This is a genomic window from Streptomyces sp. NPDC024017, from assembly GCF_040638895.1.
In the GTDB taxonomy this organism is placed as follows: domain Bacteria; phylum Actinomycetota; class Actinomycetes; order Streptomycetales; family Streptomycetaceae; genus Streptomyces.
The window spans coordinates 194,493-214,639 of sequence record NZ_JBEZYZ010000012.1 but is presented as its reverse complement, the minus strand read 5'-3'; the positions used below and the strand labels follow the sequence as shown (position 1 = coordinate 214,639).

Below are 20,147 nucleotides of genomic sequence, written 5' to 3'. Positions count from 1 at the left end.
GCATTTCGGCACGATGGTGACGTCGTGTGCGCGGTGCGCGGGCTGACCAAGACCTATCCGGCGGTCCGGGGCCGGCGCGGCACCCCCGGAACACCCGAGGTGCGGGCCACGGACGACGTGACCCTGGACATCCGCCGCGGCGAGATCTTCGGCCTGCTCGGCCCGAACGGCGCCGGCAAGTCCACCCTCGTGCGCCAGATGACCGGGCTGATGCGGCCCGACCGCGGCAGTGTGGAGATCCTCGGGCACGACATCGTGCGCCACCCCGAGCGGGCCGCGCGGATCCTCGCCTACCTCGGGCAGGAGTCCACCGCCCTCGACGAGCTGACCGTGTCGCTCGCCGCCGAGACCACCGGGCGGCTGCGCGGTCTGGACGTACGGACGGCGCGGGCCGAGCGGGACGCCGTCCTCGACGAGCTGGGGCTCGCCCCACTCGCCGGGCGGCCGCTGAAGAAGCTCTCCGGGGGCCAGCGGCGCCTGGCGTGCTTCGCCGCGGCCCTGGTGGGGGAGCGTCCGCTGCTCGTGCTGGACGAGCCGACCACCGGCATGGACCCGGTGGCGCGGCGGGCCGTGTGGTCCGCCGTCGACCGGCGGCGGGCCGAGCACGGGACGACCGTGCTGCTCGTCACCCACAACGTCATCGAGGCCGAGACGGTGCTGGACCGGGTGGCCGTCCTCGACCGGGGGCGGGTGATCGCCTGCGACACCCCCGCCGGGCTCAAGGAGCAGGTCGCCGGTGAGGTGCGCGTCGACCTGGTGTGGCGGGACGCGGCTCCGCTGCACGTGCCCGAGGTGGCCGCGCTGAAGGACCGTGTCGTGGAGTCGGGCCGCCGCTGGACGCTCCGGCTCGGGCCCGAGGAGGCCCGGGCGGTCGTCGCGACCGTCACCGGCGGGGCCGCCTTCGCCGCCTTGGACGACTTCACCCTGGCCACGCCGAGCCTGGAGGACGTGTACCTCGCCCTCGGCGGTGCCGTGCAGCAGGGGCTGGTGAAGGTGTGAGCACACCGGCCGCCGCATACGTACCGAAGACGACTGCCGCAGTGGACCCGAGCGAAGGGGAGCAGCGCGACGTGAGTGTCGTACCCGCCGATGTCCTGCCGGGCAGTGCCCTGGCCGCGGAGGAGCCCGCCGCGCGAGCGGCCGAGCTCGGACCTCGGGCGCGGCTGTGGCCGTCGCTGGCGGCCGTGTACCGGGCCCAGCTGTCCCGGGCGAGGGTGGCGCGGATCCCGCTGCTGTTCGTGGCGACGTTCCAGTCGATCGGGATCATGATCCTGATGCGTGGGGTCGTGGACGACGGGCGGGAGGCCCAGGCCGTCGTCGCCGGGTCGTCGGTCCTGGTGGTCGCCTTCGTCGCGCTGAACCTGCTCGCGCAGTACTTCGGGCAGCTGCGGGCCAGCGGCGGGCTCGACCACTACGCGACGCTGCCGGTGCCGCCGGCGGCCGTGGTGCTGGGCGCGGCGGGCGCGTACGCGTCGTTCACCGTGCCCGGGACCGTCGTGACCGCGGTGTTCGGCTGCGTGCTGTTCGGGCTGCCGATGGCCCACCTGTGGGTCCTCATGGCCGTGATCCCGCTCGCGGGCGCCGCGCTCGCCGGGCTCGGTGCGGCGCTGGGGCTGCTCGCGCCCCGGCCGGAACTGGCCACGCTGCTCGGGCAGCTGGGCATGTCGGCGGCGCTGCTGCTGGGCGTGCTGCCGGCGGACCGGATGCCGGAGGCCGTGCGCTTCACGCGGGACCTGCTGCCGTCGACGTACGGCGTGGAGGCCTTCGCGCGGACGTTCGGACCGCGTCCCGACTGGGCCTTCGTGCTCGGTGACCTCGCCGTGTGCGGGGTCGTGGGCGTCGTCTCGCTGGCCGTGGCGACCTGGGCGTACCGCCGGGCGGCCGTCCGTTGAGCGCGGAGCGGTCGTCCGGTGACGCAGCACACAAGCGGGCCTGGCACGATGGCAGGGTGACCGCACCACTGACTCCGCCACCGCCGCCGCACGAACGCTCCGCACAGGACGCATGGCAGGACGCCGGGCCGGCGGCTCCCGGGTCCCAGCACGCCGAGTACGCCGGGCACGGCTGGTACGGACAGGACGGCCCCGGGATGAAGACGGAACTGCGGGAGGCCGCCGTGGTCGCGGTGGCCGTGGCGCTCGGCGGGGTGCTGCTCGGAGTGCTGTGGTGGTGGCTCGCGCCGCACGTGCCGCTGGTCGGTGACGTGGTCGAGAAGAGCTGGGTCGTCTACCTCAAGGACACCGAGGGGGAGCAGGCCATCGGTGTCGACGGCACGTTCACGCTGCTCGGGCTGGGCTTCGGGGCCGTCAGCGCGCTGGTCGTCTTCCTGCTGCGGCGGCGCGGGGGCGTGCCGCTGGTGGTGGGGCTGGCCCTCGGAGGGCTGCTCGGGTCGTTGCTCGCCTGGCGGGTCGGGGTGTGGCTCGGGCCCGCCGAGGACGTGATCGCGCACGCGCGGGAAGTCGGGCGGGGCGTGACGTTCACCGCGCCGCTGAAGCTGGGCGCGAAGGGGGCGTTGCTGGCCTGGCCGCTTGCCGCACTGGTGCTGCATCTCGGGCTCATGGCGCTGTTCGGACCCCGAGACCCTGAGCCGGAGTTCGGCGAGAGCCCGTATCCGGGACCGCCCGCCGCTAACGGCCGATAGGCGCCAGGACCGCCTCCGTCAGCTCGAGCAGGTCGTCGGGGGCGAGCTCCACCTCCAGGCCCCTCCTGCCCGCCGACACGCAGATCGTCGCGTGCGCCGAAGCGGAGGCGTCGAGGACCGTCGGCAGCTTCTTGCGCTGACCCAGGGGCGAGATGCCGCCCCGGACATAGCCGGTCGTGCGTTCCGCCAGGGCCGGGTCGGCCATCGTGGCGCGCTTGCCGCCGACCGCCGCCGCCAGGGCCTTCAGGTCCAGCTGGCCCGCCACCGGGACCACCGCGACCGTCAGGGTGCCGTCGACGTCTGCGACCAGGGTCTTGAAGACACGGTCCGGGGAGACACCCATGGCCTCGGCGGCCTCCTCGCCGTAGGAGGGGTGCGCGGGGTCGTGGTCGTAGGAGTGGACCGTGTACGCCGCGCCCGCCGCCGTGAGGGCCACCGTCGCGGGGGTGCCGCCCGGCTGCTGCTGCTTCTTCGACTTCTTCGCCATGCCGATCCGCTCAGTTGAGACTCATCGGGCCGCGCGTCAGCTCCGACGCCGGCAACGACGGCAGACTACGGATGATCGCCGTCTCGGAGCGAAGGAGTTTCAGCTCGTCGCGCAGACGGGACGCCGTGTCGGGGGCCTGGAGCAGGCGCTGCTTGGCCGGGGTGTCCAGCATCATCGCGGCCGCCACGAGGTACGACACCACGCCCGGCTCGTCCGGCAGGTCGGCCCCCGTCGCCAGGGACCGTTCCCGCGCCCCGGCCAGCCGCTTCTGGTACTGGCGGAAGGACCGCAGCACCCCCTCGGCCAACGGCGCGGCCTCGTCGCCCGGCTCCTCCTCCAACGGCTCCAGCTCGGCCGTCAGGAAGGGCCCGGACGCCTCGACCGACAGCAGCTTCACCCGGGTCGTGCCGGTCGCCAGCACCTCGAAGGAGCCGTCGGTGCGCTCCCGGATCGTCGCCGCGTCCGCGATGCAGCCCACCTTGTGGAACGCCTTGACGGGGTCCGGGCCGAAACCGGCGGCCGGTCCCCGCTCGGGCAGGGCCGTCGGGTCGGGCATGCCGGGCGCGGTCGAGGCCACCTCGTGGCCGTCGCGGATCGCCACGACGGCGAACCGGCGCGGCTCGTCCTCGGGCGTCTTCAGCAGCTCGCGCATCATGGCGCGATACCGCTCCTCGAAGACGTTGAGCGGGAGCACGAGCCCCGGGAACAGCACCGAGTTCAGGGGGAAGAGGGGGAGCCGGACGGTGGTCACGACGTAAAAGCCTAATGGTCGCCGGGACGGGCTCGCCCGCCCCGTTCATTCCGTGGATGCCCGGACGGGTTCCCGGCCGCCCCGACCCGGATGCCCTCGCGCACCCGCAGGAAGTGCCCGAGGGGGTCGTCCGACACCCGGTCCCAGGGGAAGGAGGTGGCGTACGGGCCGTTCAGGCGCAGTTGCTCGGTGGCGTCCGGCCAGCGCTCCAGGCACACCAGGACGAAGATCAGCAGGTTGCGCATCCGGGCCGGCCAGGGGTCGGCCGCCGGCAGCCGCGGGGACAGCGCGATCGCCCGGTCGGCCGCCGCGTCCAGCCGCTCGCGCGGGATCTCGGGCCCGCAGTCGTCGGTGAGGTAGCCGAAGGCCGCCCGCAGCGGCAGGGCCTGGACGAGCGCGCCGGCGGGAGCGTCCTGGGCGGCCCGGTCGGCGAAGTCGAAGCACTCGTGGTGCGAACCGTGCCAGTAGGTGGCCAGGTAGCGCAGGGCCGCCACATGGCACCCGTAGTGGTGCGGGGCACGGCGGACGGCCGCCGCCCACAGTTCCTCGAAGTACGTGTGCCCGGCCTGGGCGCCCCGGGCGTGGTCGAGCGCGAGCCGCCACGGCACCGGGTCCCGCTGGTCGCCGCGGGCCGCGGCCGTGATCAGCGGGCTCACCTCGCGCAGCAGCTCGGCCCGGGCCGGTGACTGCCAGGCGCGGTCCACCGCCAGCTGGGCCCCGACCAGCAGCGCGTCGGGGTCCTGCGGGGCGGTGGCGAGCCAGGCGTCCAGCCACTCGGGCCGCGAGCGGGCGAAGGCGGCCAGCCGGGTCACGTACCGGTCGCGCCGCTCCCACTCGGAGGCCACGCGGGTGGCCAGGAGCAGCGAGGCGGCCGGGACGTGGTCGCCCCGGGCCGCGGCGACCAGCGCCGGGCTCAGCCGGGCGTCGGGCGCGTCGAGCAGCACCTCGTCGTCGGCCCGCGGCTCGCCGACGAGGTGGGGGGCGGTCCTTGCCATCCGGCTCGTGCGGATGAACGGGAGCTGCATTGCCATGGTGCCGACCATTGAAAGTCCGCTGGTCATGACGGCGCCAGACCGTTCATGGAACCTACGGAAAGTTGTACATCCAATGGTCAAGAGAGCGTAAAACCGTGACCGTTCAATGACTGTGGTCACACCAGCACCATCAGTTGCGCCGCAACAGTCGTGTCGCCCCCGCCGCCACCGTCGTCGCCAGGATCCAGCCCAGCAGGATCATCGCCGTCGCCAGCCACTGCCAGGCCCCCCGCAGCTGCCAGAAACCCACCTGGCCCAGGTCGATGACCGGCAGCAGCAGATCGAGGGTGAAGAGCGTGGGGTTCCACTCCGGATGCTCGCCCCGCTTCATCGGCGGATGGCCGGCCTGCGCGAAGGCGAACGAGCCCGCCGCCCACAGCACCGCCATCCACACCGCGGCCCGGCCCGGCCGGTATCCGTAGGCGACCGTCCAGTCCTGCGCGTAGCCCCACAGCTTGGCCGCCATCGGCAGACTCTCGCGATGTCGGCGCTGCTTGGCGAGCAGCACCTCGCGGGCGTCCTCGTCCTCCCCGCCGGCCCGCAGCACGGACGCGAGCCGCTCGTACGGCTCCGGGTTGTACTCGGCGGTCGCCGCGGCCACCCAGTCCAGCCGCTCGGCCAGCGGGAACGGCCCGCGCGGCACCAGGTTCTCGTAGGCGAAGCCGCCCATGTGCAGCCGCCCGGGGCCCGGCCAGGCGTCCGCCCGGTCCATCAGGTTGATGACCTTCGCCCCGGACAGCACCACCCGCCCGCGCACCGGCTGCTCCCCGAGGAACCGCAGCTCCGGCGTCTGCACCCGGCGCAGCGACAGCTCCTGGTCGTCGGTGAGGGTGAACCGGGCCTGCTCGAAGTCGACGGCGTCGCCGAACCGCCCGTCGTCCAGCCGCATCCCGCCCTCGCACGCGAAGCGCTGGATGCGGGTCCCCTGCGCCGGGGTCATCCCGCTCATCGCCTGGGCGCCGACCCCCGCCGGGGTGAGATACAGACTGCGCTCGACGGTCAGCTGCGGGGCGTTCAGCGCCAGCCGCTCGAAGGGGTTGGACAGACGCGCCCCGCGCAGGCTCAGGGACACGCCGATGGTGGCGGCGCGCAGGCTCAGCTCGCCGTGCGACTCCAGCAGCTCCGCCTGTAAGTCCTGTCCGACGGTCATGCCGTCCGCGGCGATCGACCGGCCGCTGCGGTCCCGGTGCACGATCGCCTGGTTGAGCATCAGGTCCGTGCCGATCTGCGCGTCCGTGAGCCGGATGCCGTGGTGGAAGCGGCAGCGCGGCAGGTGCAGATCGCCCTCGGTGTGCACCCGGGCCGCCTCCAGCCGGGGCACCGAGCAGTCCACCATCCGCAGGGTGGTGAAGCGGGCCTCCGGCAGCAGCACGTCCTGCTCGAACCGGCACCGGCGCATCTCGACGTACGGCACCACTGTGCCGCCCGCGAGGTCCAGCGAGCCGCTGACCTGCACACCGATCAGCTTCAGCGACGACACACGGCCGGCCAGGGCGGGCGGGCCGTCGAGGAGCAGCCAGCACACGATCCGGGCCCGTACGGTCCGCTCCTCGCCCCAGGGGTGGCCGCCGTGCGGATCGTCCACCACGGTGTCGCCGCTGCTCAGGTCGTACACGGTGCCGTTGCGGAAGGCCTGCCACATGCCGGCCTCGGTCGCGGTCAGGTCATCGGGCAGATCCCCGGCACGGACGCCGGCCCCCTCGGTCACAGCTCTTCCTTCCTCCCCGGGTACTCGCGGGTCACTTGCCTCGTACACCTGTTCATGCCCGCTGCGTGACGCCCCGAACACAAGACGTGAAGGTGATCTTCCGGGTTGCTGCGGCGTTCTGTATCAGCCATTGATACGCGCGGACGGTGCCTCACCCGGGTCTGAGAGAATTGAGCACGTGATCTCCCGAATCGATCTGCGCGGCGACGCCCTTCCCGAGGGCCCCGCCCTGCGCGACCTGCTGCCCCGAGCCGACTTCGACGTAGCGGCCGCCCTCGAGAAGGTGCGTCCGATCTGCGAGGACGTGCATCATCGGGGCGACGCGGCGCTGATCGACGCAGCCGAGCGGTTCGACGGGGTCAGGCTCGACCAGGTACGGGTTCCGGCCGCCGCGCTCACGCGCGCGCTGGAGGAGCTCGACCCGGCCGTGCGCGCGGCCCTGGAGGAGTCCATCCGCCGCGCCCGGATCGTCCACCGCGAGCAGCGCCGTGAGACGCACACCACCCAGGTCGTCCCCGGCGGCACCGTGACCGAGAAGTGGGTGCCGGTCGAGCGCGTCGGGCTCTACGCGCCCGGCGGCCGGTCCGTGTACCCGTCCTCCGTGATCATGAACGTGGTGCCCGCGCAGGAGGCCGGCGTCGGGTCCGTCGCGCTCGCCTCTCCCGCCCAGGCCGACTTCGGCGGCCTGCCGCACCCGACGATCCTCGCCGCCTGCGCGCTGCTCGGCGTCGACGAGGTGTACGCGGCCGGCGGTGCCACGGCCGTCGCGATGTTCGCCTACGGCACCGAGTCCTGCGCGCCCGCGAACATGGTCACCGGCCCCGGCAACATCTGGGTCGCCGCCGCCAAGCGCTACTTCACCGGCAAGATCGGCATCGACGCCGAGGCCGGACCGACCGAGATCGCGGTCCTCGCCGACGACACGGCCGACCCGGTGCACGTCGCCTCCGACCTGATCAGCCAGGCCGAGCACGACCCGCTGGCCGCCGCCGTCCTCGTCACCGACTCCGTCGAGCTCGCCGACGCGGTCGAGAAGGAGCTGGACCCGCAGGTCGCCGCCACCAAGCACGTCGACGACCGGATCGTCCCGGCCCTCAAGGGCAGGCAGTCCGCGATCGTCCTGGTCGACGGTGTCGACGAGGGCCTCAAGGTGGTCGACGCGTACGGCGCCGAGCACCTGGAGATCCAGACGGCCGACGCCACCGCCGTGGCCGACCGCGTCAGGAACGCCGGCGCGATCTTCATCGGCCCCTGGGCCCCGGTCTCCCTCGGCGACTACGCCGCCGGCTCCAACCACGTCCTGCCCACCGGTGGCTGCGCGTGCCACTCCTCGGGCCTGTCCGTCCAGTCCTTCCTGCGCGGCATCCACATCGTCGACTACACCGAGGACGCGCTGGCCGAGGTCGCGCATCACGTGGTCACGCTGGCGGAGGCGGAGGACCTGCCGGCACACGGCGCGGCGATCAAGGCGAGGTTCGGCTGGAAGGTACCTGAGAGCAAGTGAGCGACGTACGTATCGACGATCTCCCCGTACGGGACGAGCTGCGCGGCAAGTCCCCTTACGGCGCGCCCCAGTTGGACGTCCCTGTACGGCTGAACACCAACGAGAACCCCTACCCGCTGCCCGAGCCGCTCGTCGAGCGGATCGCCGAGCGGGTGCGTGAGGCGGCCCGGAACCTCAACCGCTACCCGGACCGGGACGCGGTCGAGCTGCGCACGCAGCTGGCGAAGTACCTGACCGACACCTCCGGCCACGAGGTCGGCGTGGCCAACGTCTGGGCGGCCAACGGCTCCAACGAGGTCATCCAGCAGCTGCTGCAGACCTTCGGCGGTCCGGGCCGCACGGCCATCGGCTTCGAGCCGTCGTACTCGATGCACGGCCTCATCTCGCGCGGCACGGGCACGGGCTGGATCTCCGGTCCCCGCAACGAGGACTTCACGATCGACCTCGCCGCCGCCGAGAAGTCGATCGCCGAGAACCAGCCGGACGTCGTCTTCGTCACCACCCCCAACAACCCCACGGGCACCGCGGTTCCGCCCGAGACGGTCCTCGCGCTGTACGAGGCCGCGCAGGCGGCGAAGCCGTCGATGGTGGTGGTCGACGAGGCGTACATCGAGTTCAGTCACGGCGCCTCGCTGCTGCCGCTGCTGGAGGGCCGCCCGAACCTCGTCGTCTCCCGCACGATGTCGAAGGCGTTCGGCGCGGCGGGCCTGCGCCTCGGCTACCTCGCGGCGCACCCGGCCGTCGTCGACGCCGTCCAGCTGGTCCGGCTGCCCTACCACCTGTCGGCCGTGACCCAGGCGACCGCCTTGGCCGCCCTGGAGCACACCGGCACGCTGCTGGGCTACGTCGAGCAGCTCAAGACCGAACGGGACCGCCTGGTCACCGAACTGCTCGCGATCGGCTACGAGGTGACCGCCTCGGACGCGAACTTCGTGCAGTTCGGCCGGTTCGAGGACTCCCACCGGACCTGGCAGAAGATCCTCGACCGGGGCGTCCTGGTCCGGGACAACGGCGTGCCCGGCTGGCTCCGGGTCACCGCCGGAACCCCCGAAGAGAACGACGCGTTCCTCGACGCGGTCCGTGCACTGAAGAAGGAGCAGACTTCATGACTCGCGAAGGCCGCGTCGGCCGAATCGAGCGGACGACCAAGGAGACCTCGGTCCTCGTCGAGATCGACCTCGACGGCACCGGCAAGACGGAGATCTCCACCGGCGTCGGCTTCTACGACCACATGCTCGACCAGCTCGGCCGGCACGGTCTGTTCGACCTGACCGTGAAGACCGAGGGCGATCTGCACATCGACTCGCACCACACGATCGAGGACACCGCCCTCGCCCTGGGCGCCGCCTTCAAGCAGGCCCTCGGCGACAAGGTGGGCATCTACCGCTTCGGCAACTGCACGGTCCCGCTGGACGAGTCCCTCGCCCAGGTCACCGTCGACCTGTCCGGCCGCCCCTACCTCGTGCACACCGAGCCCGAGAAGATGGCGCCGATGATCGGCGAGTACGACACCACCATGACCCGGCACATCCTGGAGTCCTTCGTGGCCCAGGCGCAGATCGCACTGCACGTGCACGTCCCCTACGGGCGCAACGCGCACCACATCGTGGAGTGCCAGTTCAAAGCGCTGGCCCGGGCCCTGCGGTACGCCTCCGAGCGCGACCCGCGCGCGGCCGGCATCCTCCCGTCCACGAAGGGCGCCCTGTGAACGGCACCTCGACCCTGCTGATCGTCGTCGGCCTCTTCCTCGCCGGCGGGATCTACTCCTTCGTCAAGCAGAAGATGCCCAAGGGCCTCATCGTGCTGCTGTCGATCGGCGCCGCGATGTGCCTGGCGGCCGGTGTCGTGAGGCTGGAGGTGTGGAATTGAGCAACCCCCTGAAGACGCGGAAGAAGGTCGTCGTCTTCGACTACGGCTTCGGCAACGTCCGTTCCGCCGAGCGTGCCCTCGCCCGCGCGGGAGCGGACGTCGAGATCACGCGTGACTACGACAAGGCCATGAACGCCGACGGCCTGCTGGTGCCCGGCGTCGGCGCCTTCGCCTCCTGCATGACGGGCCTGCGCGAGGTGCGCGGCGACTGGATCGTCGACCGCCGGCTGTCGGGCGGCCGCCCGGTCATGGGCATCTGCGTCGGCATGCAGATCCTCTTCGCGCGCGGCATCGAGCACGGCGTGGAGAGCGAGGGCCTGGACGAGTGGCCCGGCTCGGTCGAGCCGCTCCAGGCCGAGATCGTGCCCCACATGGGCTGGAACACCGTCGAGGCGGCGCCCGGTTCGCAGCTGTTCGCCGGCCTCGACCCGGACGCCCGCTTCTACTTCGTGCACTCCTACGCCGTCCACGACTGGTCGCTGGAGACGCACAACCCGGCGCTGGAGGCCCCCAAGGTCACCTGGTCCACGCACGGCAAGCCGTTCGTCGCGGCCGTCGAGAACGGCGCCCTGTGGGCCACGCAGTTCCACCCCGAGAAGTCCGGCGACGCCGGAGCCCAGCTCCTCACCAACTGGATCGGAACACTGTGAGCAAGCTCGAACTCCTCCCCGCCGTGGACGTCCGTGACGGCCAGGCCGTCCGCCTGGTGCACGGCGAGTCCGGCTCGGAGACCTCGTACGGCTCCCCGCTGGAGGCCGCCCTCGCCTGGCAGCGCTCCGGGGCCGAATGGCTGCACCTGGTCGACCTGGACGCCGCGTTCGGCACCGGGAACAACCGGGAACTGATCGCCGAGGTCGCGCAGGCCATGGACATCAAGGTGGAGCTGTCCGGCGGCATCCGCGACGACGACACCCTCGCCGCCGCCCTCGCCACCGGCTGCAAGCGCGTCAACCTGGGCACGGCCGCCCTGGAGACGCCGGAGTGGGTCGCCAAGGTCATCGCCGAGCACGGGGACCAGATCGCGGTCGGGCTCGACGTCCGGGGCACGACCCTGCGCGGGCGCGGCTGGACCCGCGACGGCGGCGACCTCTACGAGACGCTGGCGCGCCTCGACAAGGAGGGCTGCGCGCGATACGTCGTCACCGACATCGCCAAGGACGGCACGCTCCAGGGCCCGAACCTGGAACTGCTGCGCAACGTGTGCGCCGCCACCGACCGCCCGGTCGTGGCGTCCGGCGGGGTCTCCTCGCTCGACGACCTGCGGGCCATCGCCGACCTCGTCCCGCTCGGTGTCGAAGGTGCCATCGTCGGGAAAGCGCTGTACGCGAAGGCGTTCACCCTGGAAGAGGCCTTGGAGGCTGTGTCGTCATGACCGTGCGGCGTGTGCAGAGCGGAAGTCCCTGGGAAGAGTCCTTCGGTTTTGCACGCGCCGTGGCGGCGGGCGACCGTGTGCTGGTCGCGGGCACGACCGCCTTCAAGGGCGATGTGCTCTACGGCGACGGCGACCCGTACGAGCAGGCCAAGGTGGCCTTCACCTCCGCCCTGGAGGCGATCGGCGAGTTCGGGCTCGCACCCGAGTCCGTGATCCGCACCCGTGTGTACCTGGCACACGCCCGGGACGTCGACGCCGTGGGCCGGGCCCACAAGGAACTGTTCGACGCCGTACGCCCGGTCACGACCCTGCTGGTCGTGCAGGGCTTCATCGACTCCCGGGTCCTGGTGTCGGTGGAAGTGGAAGCAATCAGAGGGACATCAGAGGAGCAGGATTCATGACCCTGGCGGTCCGAGTCATCCCCTGCCTGGACGTGGACAACGGCCGGGTCGTCAAGGGCGTCAACTTCCAGAACCTGCGCGACGCGGGCGACCCCGTCGAGATGGCCAAGGTGTACGACGCCGAGGGCGCCGACGAGCTGACGTTCCTGGACATCACCGCCTCGTCGGGCAACCGCGAGACCACGTACGACGTGGTGCGCCGCACGGCCGAGCAGGTGTTCATCCCGCTCACGGTCGGCGGCGGCGTCCGCACGACCGAGGACGTGGACAAGCTGCTGCGCGCGGGCGCGGACAAGGTCGGCGTCAACACCGCCGCCATCGCCCGCCCCGACCTGATCCGCGAGATCGCCGAGCGCTTCGGCCGCCAGGTCCTGGTCCTGTCGGTCGACGCCCGCCGCACGGAGTCAGGCTCCTTCGAGGTCACCACCCACGGAGGCCGCAAGGGCACCGGCATCGACGCCGTCGAGTGGGCCCACCGGGCCGCCGAACTGGGCGCGGGCGAGATCCTGCTCAACTCGATGGACGCGGACGGCACCAAGGACGGCTACGACCTGGAGATGATCCGGGCGGTCCGGGGGCACGTCACGGTCCCGGTCATCGCCTCGGGCGGCGCCGGCAAGCTCACCGACTTCCCCCCGGCCGTCGAGGCGGGCGCGGACGCGGTGCTGGCGGCGTCGGTGTTCCACTTCGGGGATCTGCGCATAGGCCAGGTCAAGGAGACGCTGCGGGAGGCGGGGCACCCGGTGCGGTGACGCCCCCGTCTGCTGAAGGCCCCGGCCGCATGGAGCGGCCGGGGCTTCTTCATGCCCTCAGATGCGGAGCTGCCCTCAGATCCCGAGCTGCTTCGTCTCGTGGAGCTTCGCGATCGCGTTCTCGTCGCCGTCCAGGTCGACCTTGGCAGCGCTCTGGCGGCCGTAGCAGAACAGGACCAGTTCGGACGGTTCGCCGGTCACGGTGACCACCGGGGTGCCGCGGTGGGCGACCGCCGTCTGGCCGTCGGGGCGGCGCAGGACCAGACCCGTCGGGACACCGCGGCCCATCAGGCGGGCGGTGCGCTCCAGGCGGGACCACAGGGCGTCCTGGAAGACCGGGTCGAGGTCGCGCGGCGACCAGTCGGTCTGGGCGCGGCGGACGTCCTCGGAGTGGACGTAGAACTCGATGATGTTCGACGCCTCGTCGACCGGCTTGAGGGAGAAGGGGGAGAAACGCGGGGGACCCGTACGGATCAGCTGGATCAGCTCCTCGTACGGCTTGTCGGTGTACTCAGCCATCACCTTGTCCAGGCGTGGCGCGAGCTGCTTGATCAGTATCCCGCCGGCCGCGTCCGGGCGGCGCTCGCGCACCACCACGTGCGCGGCGAGGTCCCGGGACGTCCAGCCCTCGCACAGGGTGGGCGCGTCCGGGCCCGCGGTCTCCAACAGATCGGCGAGGAGGAGTCGTTCACGCTTGGCATGGGTCGACATGCGGCCCACCTTACGACCGGCGGCAGGGTCCGCCCAGTGGACACTCCACCTGGCCTGTCAGTGGCGCGCGGCACAATAGTCGTCATGACCAGCACGCCCAGTCGCCTCGACCCGGAGATCGCCGCGCGCCTCAAGCGCAGCCCCGACGGCCTCCTGCCCGCCATCGCCCAGCAGTACGACACCGGAGAGGTGCTGATGCTCGGCTGGATGGACGACGAGGCGCTGCATCGCACCCTGACCACCGGCCGCTGCACGTACTGGTCGCGCAGCCGCCGGGAGTACTGGGTCAAGGGCGACACCTCCGGCCACTTCCAGTGGGTGAAGTCCGTCGCCCTGGACTGCGACGCCGACACCGTGCTCGTCAAGGTCGACCAGGTCGGCGCCGCCTGCCACACGGGCGCGCGCACGTGTTTCGACACCGACGTGTTGCTCAAGGACGGCGGTTCCGACGGCTCCGCCACGGATCAGTAAGGTCAGCGGCCATGGACCTCGAGACCTTCCGCAAGCTCGCCACCGACCGGCGGGTCATCCCCGTCACCCGCAAGCTCCTCGCCGACGGTGACACCCCGGTCGCGCTCTACCGCAAGCTCGCCGCCGAGCGCACCGGCACCTTCCTGCTGGAGTCCGCGGAGAACGGCCGCTCGTGGTCCCGGTACTCCTTCGTGGGCGTGCGGTCCGCGGCGACGCTGACCGCGCGCGACGGGCAGGCCCACTGGCTCGGCGCCCCGCCCGTCGGCGTCCCCACGGACGGTGACCCCCTCGCCGCCCTGCGCGCCACCATCGATGCCCTGCACACGCCCCACCAGGAGGGCATGCCGCCCTTCACCGGCGGCATGGTCGGCTACCTCGGCTACGACATCGTCCGCCGCCTGGAGAAGATCGGCCCCGGCGAGCGCGACGACCTGAAGCTGCCCGAGCTGACCATGCTCCTCACCAGCGACCTGGCCGTCATGGACCACTGGGAGGGCTCGGTCCTGCTGATCGCCAACGCGATCAACCACAACGACCTGGAGACGGGTGTCGACGAGGCCTACGCCGACGCCGTCGCCCGCCTCGACGCCATGGAGGCCGACCTCTCCCGCGCGGTCGCCCAGCCCCCGGCCGTCCTCCCGCCCTCCGAGCTCCCCGAGTACACCGCGCTGTGGGGCGGCCCCGACTTCCAGGTGGCCGTCGAGGACATCAAGGAGCGCATCCGGGCCGGCGAGGCCTTCCAGGTCGTCCCCTCCCAGCGCTTCGAGACCCCGTGCACGGCGAGCGCGCTGGACGTCTACCGGGTCCTGCGGGCCACCAACCCGTCCCCGTACATGTACCTGTTCCGCTTCGACGGGTTCGACGTCGTCGGCTCGTCCCCCGAGGCCCTGGTCAAGGTCGAGGACGGCCGGGCCATGGTCCACCCCATCGCCGGCACCCGCTGGCGCGGCGCCACCCCCCAGGAGGACCAGGCCCTCGCCGACGAGCTGCTCGCCGACCCCAAGGAGCGCGCCGAGCACCTGATGCTCGTCGACCTGGGCCGCAACGACCTGGGGCGGGTCTGTGAGCCCGGCTCGGTCGAGGTCGTCGACTTCATGTCCGTCGAGCGGTACTCGCACGTCATGCACATCGTCTCGACCGTGACGGGCCGCGTGGCCCAGGGCCGCACGGCCTTCGACGTCCTCACCGCGTGCTTCCCGGCCGGCACCCTCTCCGGCGCCCCGAAGCCCCGCGCCATGCAGATCATCGACGAACTCGAACCGTCCCGGCGCGGCCTGTACGGCGGCTGCGTCGGCTACCTCGACTTCGCCGGCGACTCCGACACCGCCATCGCCATCCGCACCGCCCTCCTTCGGGACGGCACCGCGTACGTGCAGGCCGGCGCGGGCATCGTCGCCGACTCCGACCCGGTCGCCGAGGACACCGAGTGCCGCAACAAGGCGGCGGCGGTCCTCAGGGCCGTACACACGGCGAACCGGCTGGGAAAGGCCTGAGATGAACCCCGGGTGACGGTTCGCCCGGGGTTCAGGCGATAGTGGGGTACGTGACTGCTGTACCTCACCCCCGTTCCGAAGCCCCCGGATCCGCCCGGGCCGGCCGCCTGAGCCTCGCCGTCGCCCTGCTGAGCGGCGCGCTCGGCGCCGCCGTGGCGCTGCTCGCCACCCGGCAGCAGTGGTCGCAGGGCACGGCGACGGTGGCCGGTGGCGCCTTCCCCCTGACCGCCAAGGGCAGCGACGTCACGGGTGTTCCCGCGGCGCTCGCCATAGTGGGCCTCGCCGCGCTCGTCGCCGTCTTCGCCGTCCGCCGCGCCGGCCGCTTCGTCGTCGCCGCGCTGCTGGCGCTCTCCGGCGTCGGCATCGTCGTCGCGGCCCTGCTCGGCGCCTCCGACAGCTCCGCGCTCGACGAGCAGGCCGCCCAGGCCTCCGGCGACACCTCGGCCTCCGTCTACGCCCTCAGCCACACCGCCTGGCCGTACGTCGCGGCCGTCGGCGGCGTCCTGATCCTCCTGGCCGGGCTGCTCGCCCTGCGCTACGGCCGGCTGTGGCCCGCCATGTCCGGCCGCTACGAGCGGGGCGGCACGCCCCAGCCGCGCCGCAAGGCCCCCGCCGTCGACCCCGACCGCCCCGAGGACCTGTGGAAGGCACTCGACCGCGGCGAGGACCCGACCGGGGCCTGAGCCCACACGGGGGACCGGGGGAGCACCCCCGCTCACTCCGCAGGCGCGCGTGCGGGACAATGGGCCCGAGCGTCCTGCTCAGACACGCACACAGCAACGAGGAGCAAGCAATGGCGGGCAGCAGCCACGGTCACACCCCGGCCGCCTGGACCGGTGTCACGATCGCCTTCATCGGTTTCTGCGTCTCGGGCGCGTTCATGGTGATGGACCAGCCGCTGGGCTTCTGGGCGGGCATGGTGGTCGTGCTGCTCGGCGGTGTCGTCGGCGGCATCATGCGGATGATGGGCCTGGGCCAGCCCAAGGAACTGCACCAGCCGCACCGGACCACGGGCGACCGCGAGCCGGCCGGCGCCGGGAGCTGACCCCCGCGGCACGATCCGCGGAGCACGTCCTCACGTGAGGGGCGGCCGGCACGCGAGTGCCGGGACCGCCCTTCACGCGCGTGAGGGGCACAATGCATACCGTGAACGCCGAGAGCCGAAGGGTGACGCCGAGCGTCCCGAGCCGCCTGGCCGTCCCCGCCGGCGTGCTCGCGGCCGTGGCCGCCGCCTTCGCCTACGTGGGCACCGTGGACCCCAACGAGCCCGGCCACTACCCCGTCTGCCCGCTGCTGCGCTACACCGGCCTCTACTGCCCCGGCTGCGGCGGACTGCGCAGCGCGCACGCCTTCGTCCACGGGGACGTCCTGGCGGCGCTGCACGCCAACGCGCTCGCGACCGTCGGTTATGTGGGCTTCGCCGTGCTGTGGACCGTATGGGTGGTCCACGCGGTCCGCGGGCGCTCCCTGCGGATGGACCCCCACCCGGGGCTGGTGTGGAGCCTCGGGGCGTTGCTGCTGGTCTTCACGGTTGTCCGGAACCTGCCCTTCGGTGGCTGGCTCCATCCTTGATCAACGGGCGGATGTCCAGCTAGTGGGACCGGCGTCAACCGGATGTGAGGCCTACGCCCCGCTGCGGATACCATCGCAGTGACCATCGGTTTTCGATCGGTCGCTGGAACTGTCAAGAGTCTGGAAGGGGGCCGCTCGCGTGAGTGTGCTCGACGAGATCATCGACGGAGTCCGTGCCGACCTCGCTGAGCGGCAGGCGCGCGTCAGCCTCGACGAGCTCAAGGAGCGCGCGGCGAAGGCTCCCGCGGCCAAGGACGGCGCGGCCGCGCTGCGCGGCGACGGCGTCAAGGTCATCTGCGAGGTCAAGCGCTCCAGCCCGTCCAAGGGCGCGCTGGCCGCGATCGCCGACCCCGCCGGACTCGCCGCGGACTACGAGGCGGGCGGCGCGGCCGTCATCTCCGTCCTCACCGAGGAGCGCCGCTTCGGCGGCTCGCTCGCCGACCTCGAGGCGGTCCGCGCCCGGGTGGACATCCCCGTGCTGCGCAAGGACTTCATCGTCACCTCCTACCAGCTGTGGGAGGCCCGCGCCTACGGCGCCGACGTCGTGCTGCTGATCGTCGCCGCACTCGACCAGCCCGCCCTGGAGTCCCTCATCGAGCGCGCCGAGTCCATTGGGCTCACGCCGCTCGTCGAGGTGCACGACGAGGACGAGGTCGAGCGCGCGGTCGACGCCGGCGCCCGGGTGGTCGGCGTCAACGCGCGCAACCTCAAGACCCTCGAGGTCGACCGCGGCACCTTCGAGCGTGTGGCACCGGAGATCCCCGACCACATCATCAAGATCGCCGAGTCCGGTGTCCGCGGCCCGCACGACCTCATCGCCTACGCCAACGCCGGCGCCGACGCGGTCCTGGTCGGCGAGTCCCTCGTCACCGGCAAGGATCCCAGGACCGCGGTCTCGGACCTGGTGGCGGCCGGCGAACACCCCGCACTCCGGCACGGCCGGAGCTGATCACCCGCTAGGCTTGCCCCGATGACTCTCACCATGACGACCGTGGACCGGTACGCCCGCCTCGCGCGCGGCTGCCGCCCCCGCGGCTGCCGTGCGCCCGCGCGCCGCGTACACGGCCGCCGCGTCCGGTACGTCATCGGTGACGAGCCCGGGCAGGTCAACGGCATGCGATGGCAGCGCGCCCTCTAGGGGCGCGGGGAACTGCGCGACCAGCCCCAACGGGCCCGCAGCCAACAGATAGTCCTCGCCCCCACGGCGATTAGTGCATCCAACACACTCACCGTGAGGTATCCGCATGCCCAGCCAGTTCTTCATCCCCGACCCCGAGGGTCAAACCCCCAACCCCGAAGGCTACTTCGGGGCGTTCGGCGGCAAGTTCATCCCCGAGGCCCTCGTCGCAGCAGTAGACGAGGTGGCCGTCGAGTACGACAAGGCCAAGCACGACCCGGAGTTCGCGAGGGAGCTCGACGACCTCCTGGTCAACTACACCGGCCGCCCGTCCTCGCTCACGGAGGTTCCCCGCTTCGCCGAGCACGCCGGAGGCGCCCGCGTCTTCCTCAAGCGCGAGGACCTCAACCACACCGGCTCCCACAAGATCAACAACGTCCTCGGCCAGGCCCTGCTCACCAAGCGCATGGGCAAGACCCGGGTCATCGCCGAGACGGGCGCCGGCCAGCACGGCGTGGCCACGGCCACCGCCTGTGCGCTGTTCGGCCTCGAGTGCACGATCTACATGGGCGAGATCGACACCCAGCGCCAGGCCCTCAACGTGGCCCGCATGCGCATGCTCGGCGCCGAGGTCATCGCCGTGAAGTCCGGCAGCCGCACGCTGAAGGACGCCATCAACGAGGCCTTCCGCGACTGGGTCGCCAACGTCGACCACACCCACTACCTCTTCGGCACCGTCGCCGGACCCCACCCGTTCCCGGCCATGGTCCGCGACTTCCACCGGGTCATCGGCGTCGAGACCCGCCGCCAGCTCCTGGAGCGCGCCGGGCGGCTGCCCGACGCGGCCGTCGCCTGCGTCGGCGGCGGTTCCAACGCCATCGGCCTCTTCCACGCCTTCATCCCGGACACGGACGTCCGCCTCATCGGCTGCGAGCCGGCCGGGCACGGCGTCGAGACCGGCGAGCACGCCGCGACCCTCACCGCGGGCGAGCCCGGCATCCTGCACGGCTCGCGCTCCTACGTCCTCCAGGACGACGAGGGCCAGATCACCGAGCCCTACTCGATCTCGGCCGGCCTGGACTACCCGGGCATCGGCCCGGAGCACTCGTACCTGAAGGACACAGGCAGGGGCGAGTACCGCGCGGTCACCGACGACGCGGCGATGCAGGCCCTGCGCCTGCTGTCGCGCACCGAGGGCATCATCCCGGCCATCGAGAGCGCCCACGCGCTGGCCGGCGCCCTGGAGGTCGGCAAGGAGCTGGGCAAGGACGGGCTGATCGTGGTCAACCTGTCCGGCCGCGGCGACAAGGACATGGACACCGCCGCCCGCTACTTCGGCCTCTACGACACCGACGCCGAGGTCGCCGCCGACGCGGACACCGACACCGCCGAGATCGAGGGGGACGCCAAGTGAGCGGCAACATCCAGCTGTTGAGCGACACCCTCGCCACGGCGAAGTCCGAAGGGCGCTCCGCCCTCATCGCCTACCTCCCGGCCGGGTTCCCGACCGTGGACGGCGGCATCGAGGCGATCAAGGCCGTCGTCGACGGCGGCGCCGACGTCGTCGAGGTGGGACTGCCGCACAGCGACCCGGTCCTCGACGGCCCCGTCATCCAGACCGCCGACGACATCGCCCTGCGCGGCGGCGTCAGGATCGCCGACGTGATGCGCACGGTCCGCGAGGCCCACGCCGCCACCGGCAAGCCGATCCTCGTCATGACGTACTGGAACCCCATCGACCGCTACGGCGTCGAGCGGTTCACCGCCGAGCTCGCCGAGGCGGGCGGCGCCGGGTGCATCCTGCCCGACCTGCCCGTGCAGGAGTCGGCACTGTGGAGGGAGCACGCCGAGAAGCACGGCCTCGCCACCGTCTTCGTCGTCGCGCCCAGCAGCAAGGACGAGCGGCTCGCGCAGATCACCGCGGCGGGCAGCGGCTTCGTCTACGCCGCCTCCCTCATGGGCGTCACCGGCACCCGCGCCAGCGTCAGCTCGCAGGCCCAGGGCCTGGTGGAACGCACCCGGGCCACGCGCGCCGACCTGCCCGTCTGCGTCGGGCTCGGCGTCTCCAACCCCGCCCAGGCCGCCGAGGTAGCCGGCTTCGCCGACGGCGTGATCGTCGGCTCGGCCTTCGTCAAGGCCATGCTCGACGCCCCGGACGACGCGGCCGGTGTGGAGGCCGTGCGCGTCCTCGCCGGCGACCTCGCCAAGGGCGTGCGCCGACAGGCGTAAGAAGCCGGGAAGTCATACAGGTCCCTCGTACGGGT

25 protein-coding genes are annotated in these 20,147 nt (G+C 72.2%); 20 read left to right on the top strand and 5 right to left on the bottom strand.

Annotated features, from left to right (window positions below):
* Nucleotides 1-24 precede the first annotated feature (24 nt).
* The 3 genes from AB0G20_RS30270 (at nt 25) to AB0G20_RS30260 (ending at nt 2,641) form a co-directional block, all read left to right on the top strand.
* Entirely contained in the window at nt 25-999 is a 975-nt protein-coding gene (locus AB0G20_RS30270) for an ABC transporter ATP-binding protein (RefSeq protein ID WP_361307820.1), read from the top strand.
* A 71-nt stretch (nt 1,000-1,070) separates the two neighbouring features.
* The gene (locus AB0G20_RS30265) at nt 1,071-1,892 is read left to right on the top strand and encodes an ABC transporter permease (RefSeq protein WP_361307818.1); all 822 of its coding nucleotides are present in this window, start codon (nt 1,071-1,073) and stop codon (nt 1,890-1,892) included.
* 56 nt (nt 1,893-1,948) lie between these two features.
* Nucleotides 1,949-2,641: an AAA family ATPase gene (locus tag AB0G20_RS30260; RefSeq protein ID WP_361307816.1), complete on the top strand. Its 693-nt coding sequence runs from the start codon at nt 1,949-1,951 to the stop codon at nt 2,639-2,641.
* Here AB0G20_RS30260 and ybaK read toward each other — a convergent pair.
* The 4 genes from ybaK to AB0G20_RS30240 all read right to left on the bottom strand — a co-directional run bounded on the left by ybaK (nt 2,628) and on the right by AB0G20_RS30240 (nt 6,621).
* Nucleotides 2,628-3,128: a Cys-tRNA(Pro) deacylase gene (ybaK, locus tag AB0G20_RS30255; RefSeq protein WP_361307814.1), complete on the bottom strand. Its 501-nt coding sequence runs from the start codon at nt 3,126-3,128 to the stop codon at nt 2,628-2,630. The genes AB0G20_RS30260 and ybaK overlap by 14 nt on opposite strands.
* 10 nt (nt 3,129-3,138) lie before the next feature.
* Nucleotides 3,139-3,879: an LON peptidase substrate-binding domain-containing protein gene (locus tag AB0G20_RS30250; protein WP_361307812.1), complete on the bottom strand. Its 741-nt coding sequence runs from the start codon at nt 3,877-3,879 to the stop codon at nt 3,139-3,141.
* Nucleotides 3,880-3,890: 11 nt separating this feature from the next.
* The gene (locus tag AB0G20_RS30245; RefSeq protein ID WP_361307999.1) at nt 3,891-4,922 is read right to left on the bottom strand and encodes a hypothetical protein; all 1,032 of its coding nucleotides are present in this window, start codon (nt 4,920-4,922) and stop codon (nt 3,891-3,893) included.
* A gap of 121 nt (nt 4,923-5,043) precedes the next feature.
* Entirely contained in the window at nt 5,044-6,621 is a 1,578-nt protein-coding gene (locus tag AB0G20_RS30240; protein ID WP_361307810.1) for an oxidoreductase, read from the bottom strand.
* A 178-nt stretch (nt 6,622-6,799) separates the two neighbouring features.
* On the opposite strand from AB0G20_RS30240, the gene hisD reads away from it, so the two are divergent.
* The 8 genes from hisD to hisF are packed head-to-tail and all read left to right on the top strand — an operon-like array spanning nt 6,800 to nt 12,519.
* Nucleotides 6,800-8,125 carry a histidinol dehydrogenase gene (hisD, locus tag AB0G20_RS30235; RefSeq protein WP_361307808.1) on the top strand — a complete coding sequence of 442 codons (1,326 nt, stop codon included), beginning with the start codon at nt 6,800-6,802 and terminating at the stop codon, nt 8,123-8,125.
* Nucleotides 8,122-9,234 carry a histidinol-phosphate transaminase gene (locus AB0G20_RS30230; RefSeq protein ID WP_361307806.1) on the top strand — a complete coding sequence of 371 codons (1,113 nt, stop codon included), beginning with the start codon at nt 8,122-8,124 and terminating at the stop codon, nt 9,232-9,234. Before hisD ends, AB0G20_RS30230 begins: the two co-directional genes overlap by 4 nt.
* Nucleotides 9,231-9,833, top strand: a complete 603-nt coding sequence (gene hisB / locus AB0G20_RS30225) for an imidazoleglycerol-phosphate dehydratase HisB (protein WP_086601780.1) — start codon at nt 9,231-9,233, stop codon at nt 9,831-9,833. Before AB0G20_RS30230 ends, hisB begins: the two co-directional genes overlap by 4 nt.
* Complete coding sequence (locus AB0G20_RS30220) at nt 9,830-9,994, top strand: hypothetical protein (RefSeq protein ID WP_361307804.1); 165 nt, start codon at nt 9,830-9,832, stop codon at nt 9,992-9,994. The genes hisB and AB0G20_RS30220 overlap by 4 nt, the downstream gene beginning before the upstream one ends.
* 8 nt (nt 9,995-10,002) lie before the next feature.
* On the top strand, nt 10,003-10,644 hold the full coding sequence (gene hisH, locus AB0G20_RS30215) for an imidazole glycerol phosphate synthase subunit HisH (protein WP_361307997.1): 642 nt from the start codon (nt 10,003-10,005) through the stop codon (nt 10,642-10,644).
* Entirely contained in the window at nt 10,641-11,366 is a 726-nt protein-coding gene (gene priA, locus AB0G20_RS30210) for a bifunctional 1-(5-phosphoribosyl)-5-((5-phosphoribosylamino)methylideneamino)imidazole-4-carboxamide isomerase/phosphoribosylanthranilate isomerase PriA (RefSeq protein ID WP_361307802.1), read from the top strand. Before hisH ends, priA begins: the two co-directional genes overlap by 4 nt.
* The gene (locus AB0G20_RS30205) at nt 11,363-11,767 is read left to right on the top strand and encodes a RidA family protein (RefSeq protein WP_361307800.1); all 405 of its coding nucleotides are present in this window, start codon (nt 11,363-11,365) and stop codon (nt 11,765-11,767) included. Before priA ends, AB0G20_RS30205 begins: the two co-directional genes overlap by 4 nt.
* Nucleotides 11,764-12,519 carry an imidazole glycerol phosphate synthase subunit HisF gene (hisF, locus tag AB0G20_RS30200; RefSeq protein ID WP_361307798.1) on the top strand — a complete coding sequence of 252 codons (756 nt, stop codon included), beginning with the start codon at nt 11,764-11,766 and terminating at the stop codon, nt 12,517-12,519. Before AB0G20_RS30205 ends, hisF begins: the two co-directional genes overlap by 4 nt.
* Nucleotides 12,520-12,594: 75 nt before the next feature.
* Here hisF and AB0G20_RS30195 read toward each other — a convergent pair whose 3' ends face one another.
* A complete protein-coding gene (locus AB0G20_RS30195; RefSeq protein ID WP_361307796.1) occupies nt 12,595-13,230 on the bottom strand; it encodes a TIGR03085 family metal-binding protein in 636 nt (211 codons plus the stop codon).
* Nucleotides 13,231-13,314: 84 nt separating this feature from the next.
* On the opposite strand from AB0G20_RS30195, the gene hisI reads away from it, so the two are divergent.
* The 9 genes from hisI (at nt 13,315) to trpA (ending at nt 20,112) form a co-directional block, all read left to right on the top strand.
* The gene (gene hisI / locus AB0G20_RS30190; protein ID WP_361307794.1) at nt 13,315-13,701 is read left to right on the top strand and encodes a phosphoribosyl-AMP cyclohydrolase; all 387 of its coding nucleotides are present in this window, start codon (nt 13,315-13,317) and stop codon (nt 13,699-13,701) included.
* Between the two features lie 11 nt (nt 13,702-13,712).
* Nucleotides 13,713-15,194 carry an anthranilate synthase component I gene (locus AB0G20_RS30185; RefSeq protein ID WP_361307792.1) on the top strand — a complete coding sequence of 494 codons (1,482 nt, stop codon included), beginning with the start codon at nt 13,713-13,715 and terminating at the stop codon, nt 15,192-15,194.
* Between the two features lie 41 nt (nt 15,195-15,235).
* Entirely contained in the window at nt 15,236-15,877 is a 642-nt protein-coding gene (locus tag AB0G20_RS30180; protein ID WP_361307790.1) for a TIGR02234 family membrane protein, read from the top strand.
* Between the two features lie 110 nt (nt 15,878-15,987).
* A complete protein-coding gene (locus tag AB0G20_RS30175; RefSeq protein WP_361307788.1) occupies nt 15,988-16,239 on the top strand; it encodes an HGxxPAAW family protein in 252 nt (83 codons plus the stop codon).
* Between the two features lie 92 nt (nt 16,240-16,331).
* Entirely contained in the window at nt 16,332-16,766 is a 435-nt protein-coding gene (locus AB0G20_RS30170; RefSeq protein ID WP_361307786.1) for a DUF2752 domain-containing protein, read from the top strand.
* Between the two features lie 139 nt (nt 16,767-16,905).
* Nucleotides 16,906-17,715: an indole-3-glycerol phosphate synthase TrpC gene (gene trpC / locus AB0G20_RS30165; protein ID WP_358597006.1), complete on the top strand. Its 810-nt coding sequence runs from the start codon at nt 16,906-16,908 to the stop codon at nt 17,713-17,715.
* Between the two features lie 21 nt (nt 17,716-17,736).
* The gene (locus AB0G20_RS30160; protein WP_184982751.1) at nt 17,737-17,904 is read left to right on the top strand and encodes a hypothetical protein; all 168 of its coding nucleotides are present in this window, start codon (nt 17,737-17,739) and stop codon (nt 17,902-17,904) included.
* A 106-nt stretch (nt 17,905-18,010) separates the two neighbouring features.
* Entirely contained in the window at nt 18,011-19,297 is a 1,287-nt protein-coding gene (gene trpB, locus AB0G20_RS30155; RefSeq protein ID WP_361307784.1) for a tryptophan synthase subunit beta, read from the top strand.
* Nucleotides 19,294-20,112, top strand: a complete 819-nt coding sequence (gene trpA, locus AB0G20_RS30150; RefSeq protein WP_361307782.1) for a tryptophan synthase subunit alpha — start codon at nt 19,294-19,296, stop codon at nt 20,110-20,112. The genes trpB and trpA overlap by 4 nt, the downstream gene beginning before the upstream one ends.
* The last annotated feature ends 35 nt before the right edge of the window (nt 20,113-20,147 follow it).

What these genes read in the sequence shown, in the direction of transcription:
- AB0G20_RS30170 (WP_361307786.1), top strand. Translation starts at nt 16,332, where the DNA reads ATGCATACCGTGAACGCCGAGAGCCGAAGGGTGACGCCGAGCGTCCCG.
- hisI (WP_361307794.1), top strand. Translation starts at nt 13,315, where the DNA reads ATGACCAGCACGCCCAGTCGCCTCGACCCGGAGATCGCCGCGCGCCTC.
- ybaK (WP_361307814.1), bottom strand. Translation starts at nt 3,128, where the DNA reads ATGGCGAAGAAGTCGAAGAAGCAGCAGCAGCCGGGCGGCACCCCCGCG.
- hisF (WP_361307798.1), top strand. Translation starts at nt 11,764, where the DNA reads ATGACCCTGGCGGTCCGAGTCATCCCCTGCCTGGACGTGGACAACGGC.
- hisB (WP_086601780.1), top strand. Translation starts at nt 9,231, where the DNA reads ATGACTCGCGAAGGCCGCGTCGGCCGAATCGAGCGGACGACCAAGGAG.
- AB0G20_RS30160 (WP_184982751.1), top strand. Translation starts at nt 17,737, where the DNA reads ATGACTCTCACCATGACGACCGTGGACCGGTACGCCCGCCTCGCGCGC.
- AB0G20_RS30205 (WP_361307800.1), top strand. Translation starts at nt 11,363, where the DNA reads ATGACCGTGCGGCGTGTGCAGAGCGGAAGTCCCTGGGAAGAGTCCTTC.
- AB0G20_RS30185 (WP_361307792.1), top strand. Translation starts at nt 13,713, where the DNA reads ATGGACCTCGAGACCTTCCGCAAGCTCGCCACCGACCGGCGGGTCATC.
- trpB (WP_361307784.1), top strand. Translation starts at nt 18,011, where the DNA reads ATGCCCAGCCAGTTCTTCATCCCCGACCCCGAGGGTCAAACCCCCAAC.
- AB0G20_RS30245 (WP_361307999.1), bottom strand. Translation starts at nt 4,922, where the DNA reads ATGGTCGGCACCATGGCAATGCAGCTCCCGTTCATCCGCACGAGCCGG.
- AB0G20_RS30195 (WP_361307796.1), bottom strand. Translation starts at nt 13,230, where the DNA reads ATGTCGACCCATGCCAAGCGTGAACGACTCCTCCTCGCCGATCTGTTG.
- AB0G20_RS30175 (WP_361307788.1), top strand. Translation starts at nt 15,988, where the DNA reads ATGGCGGGCAGCAGCCACGGTCACACCCCGGCCGCCTGGACCGGTGTC.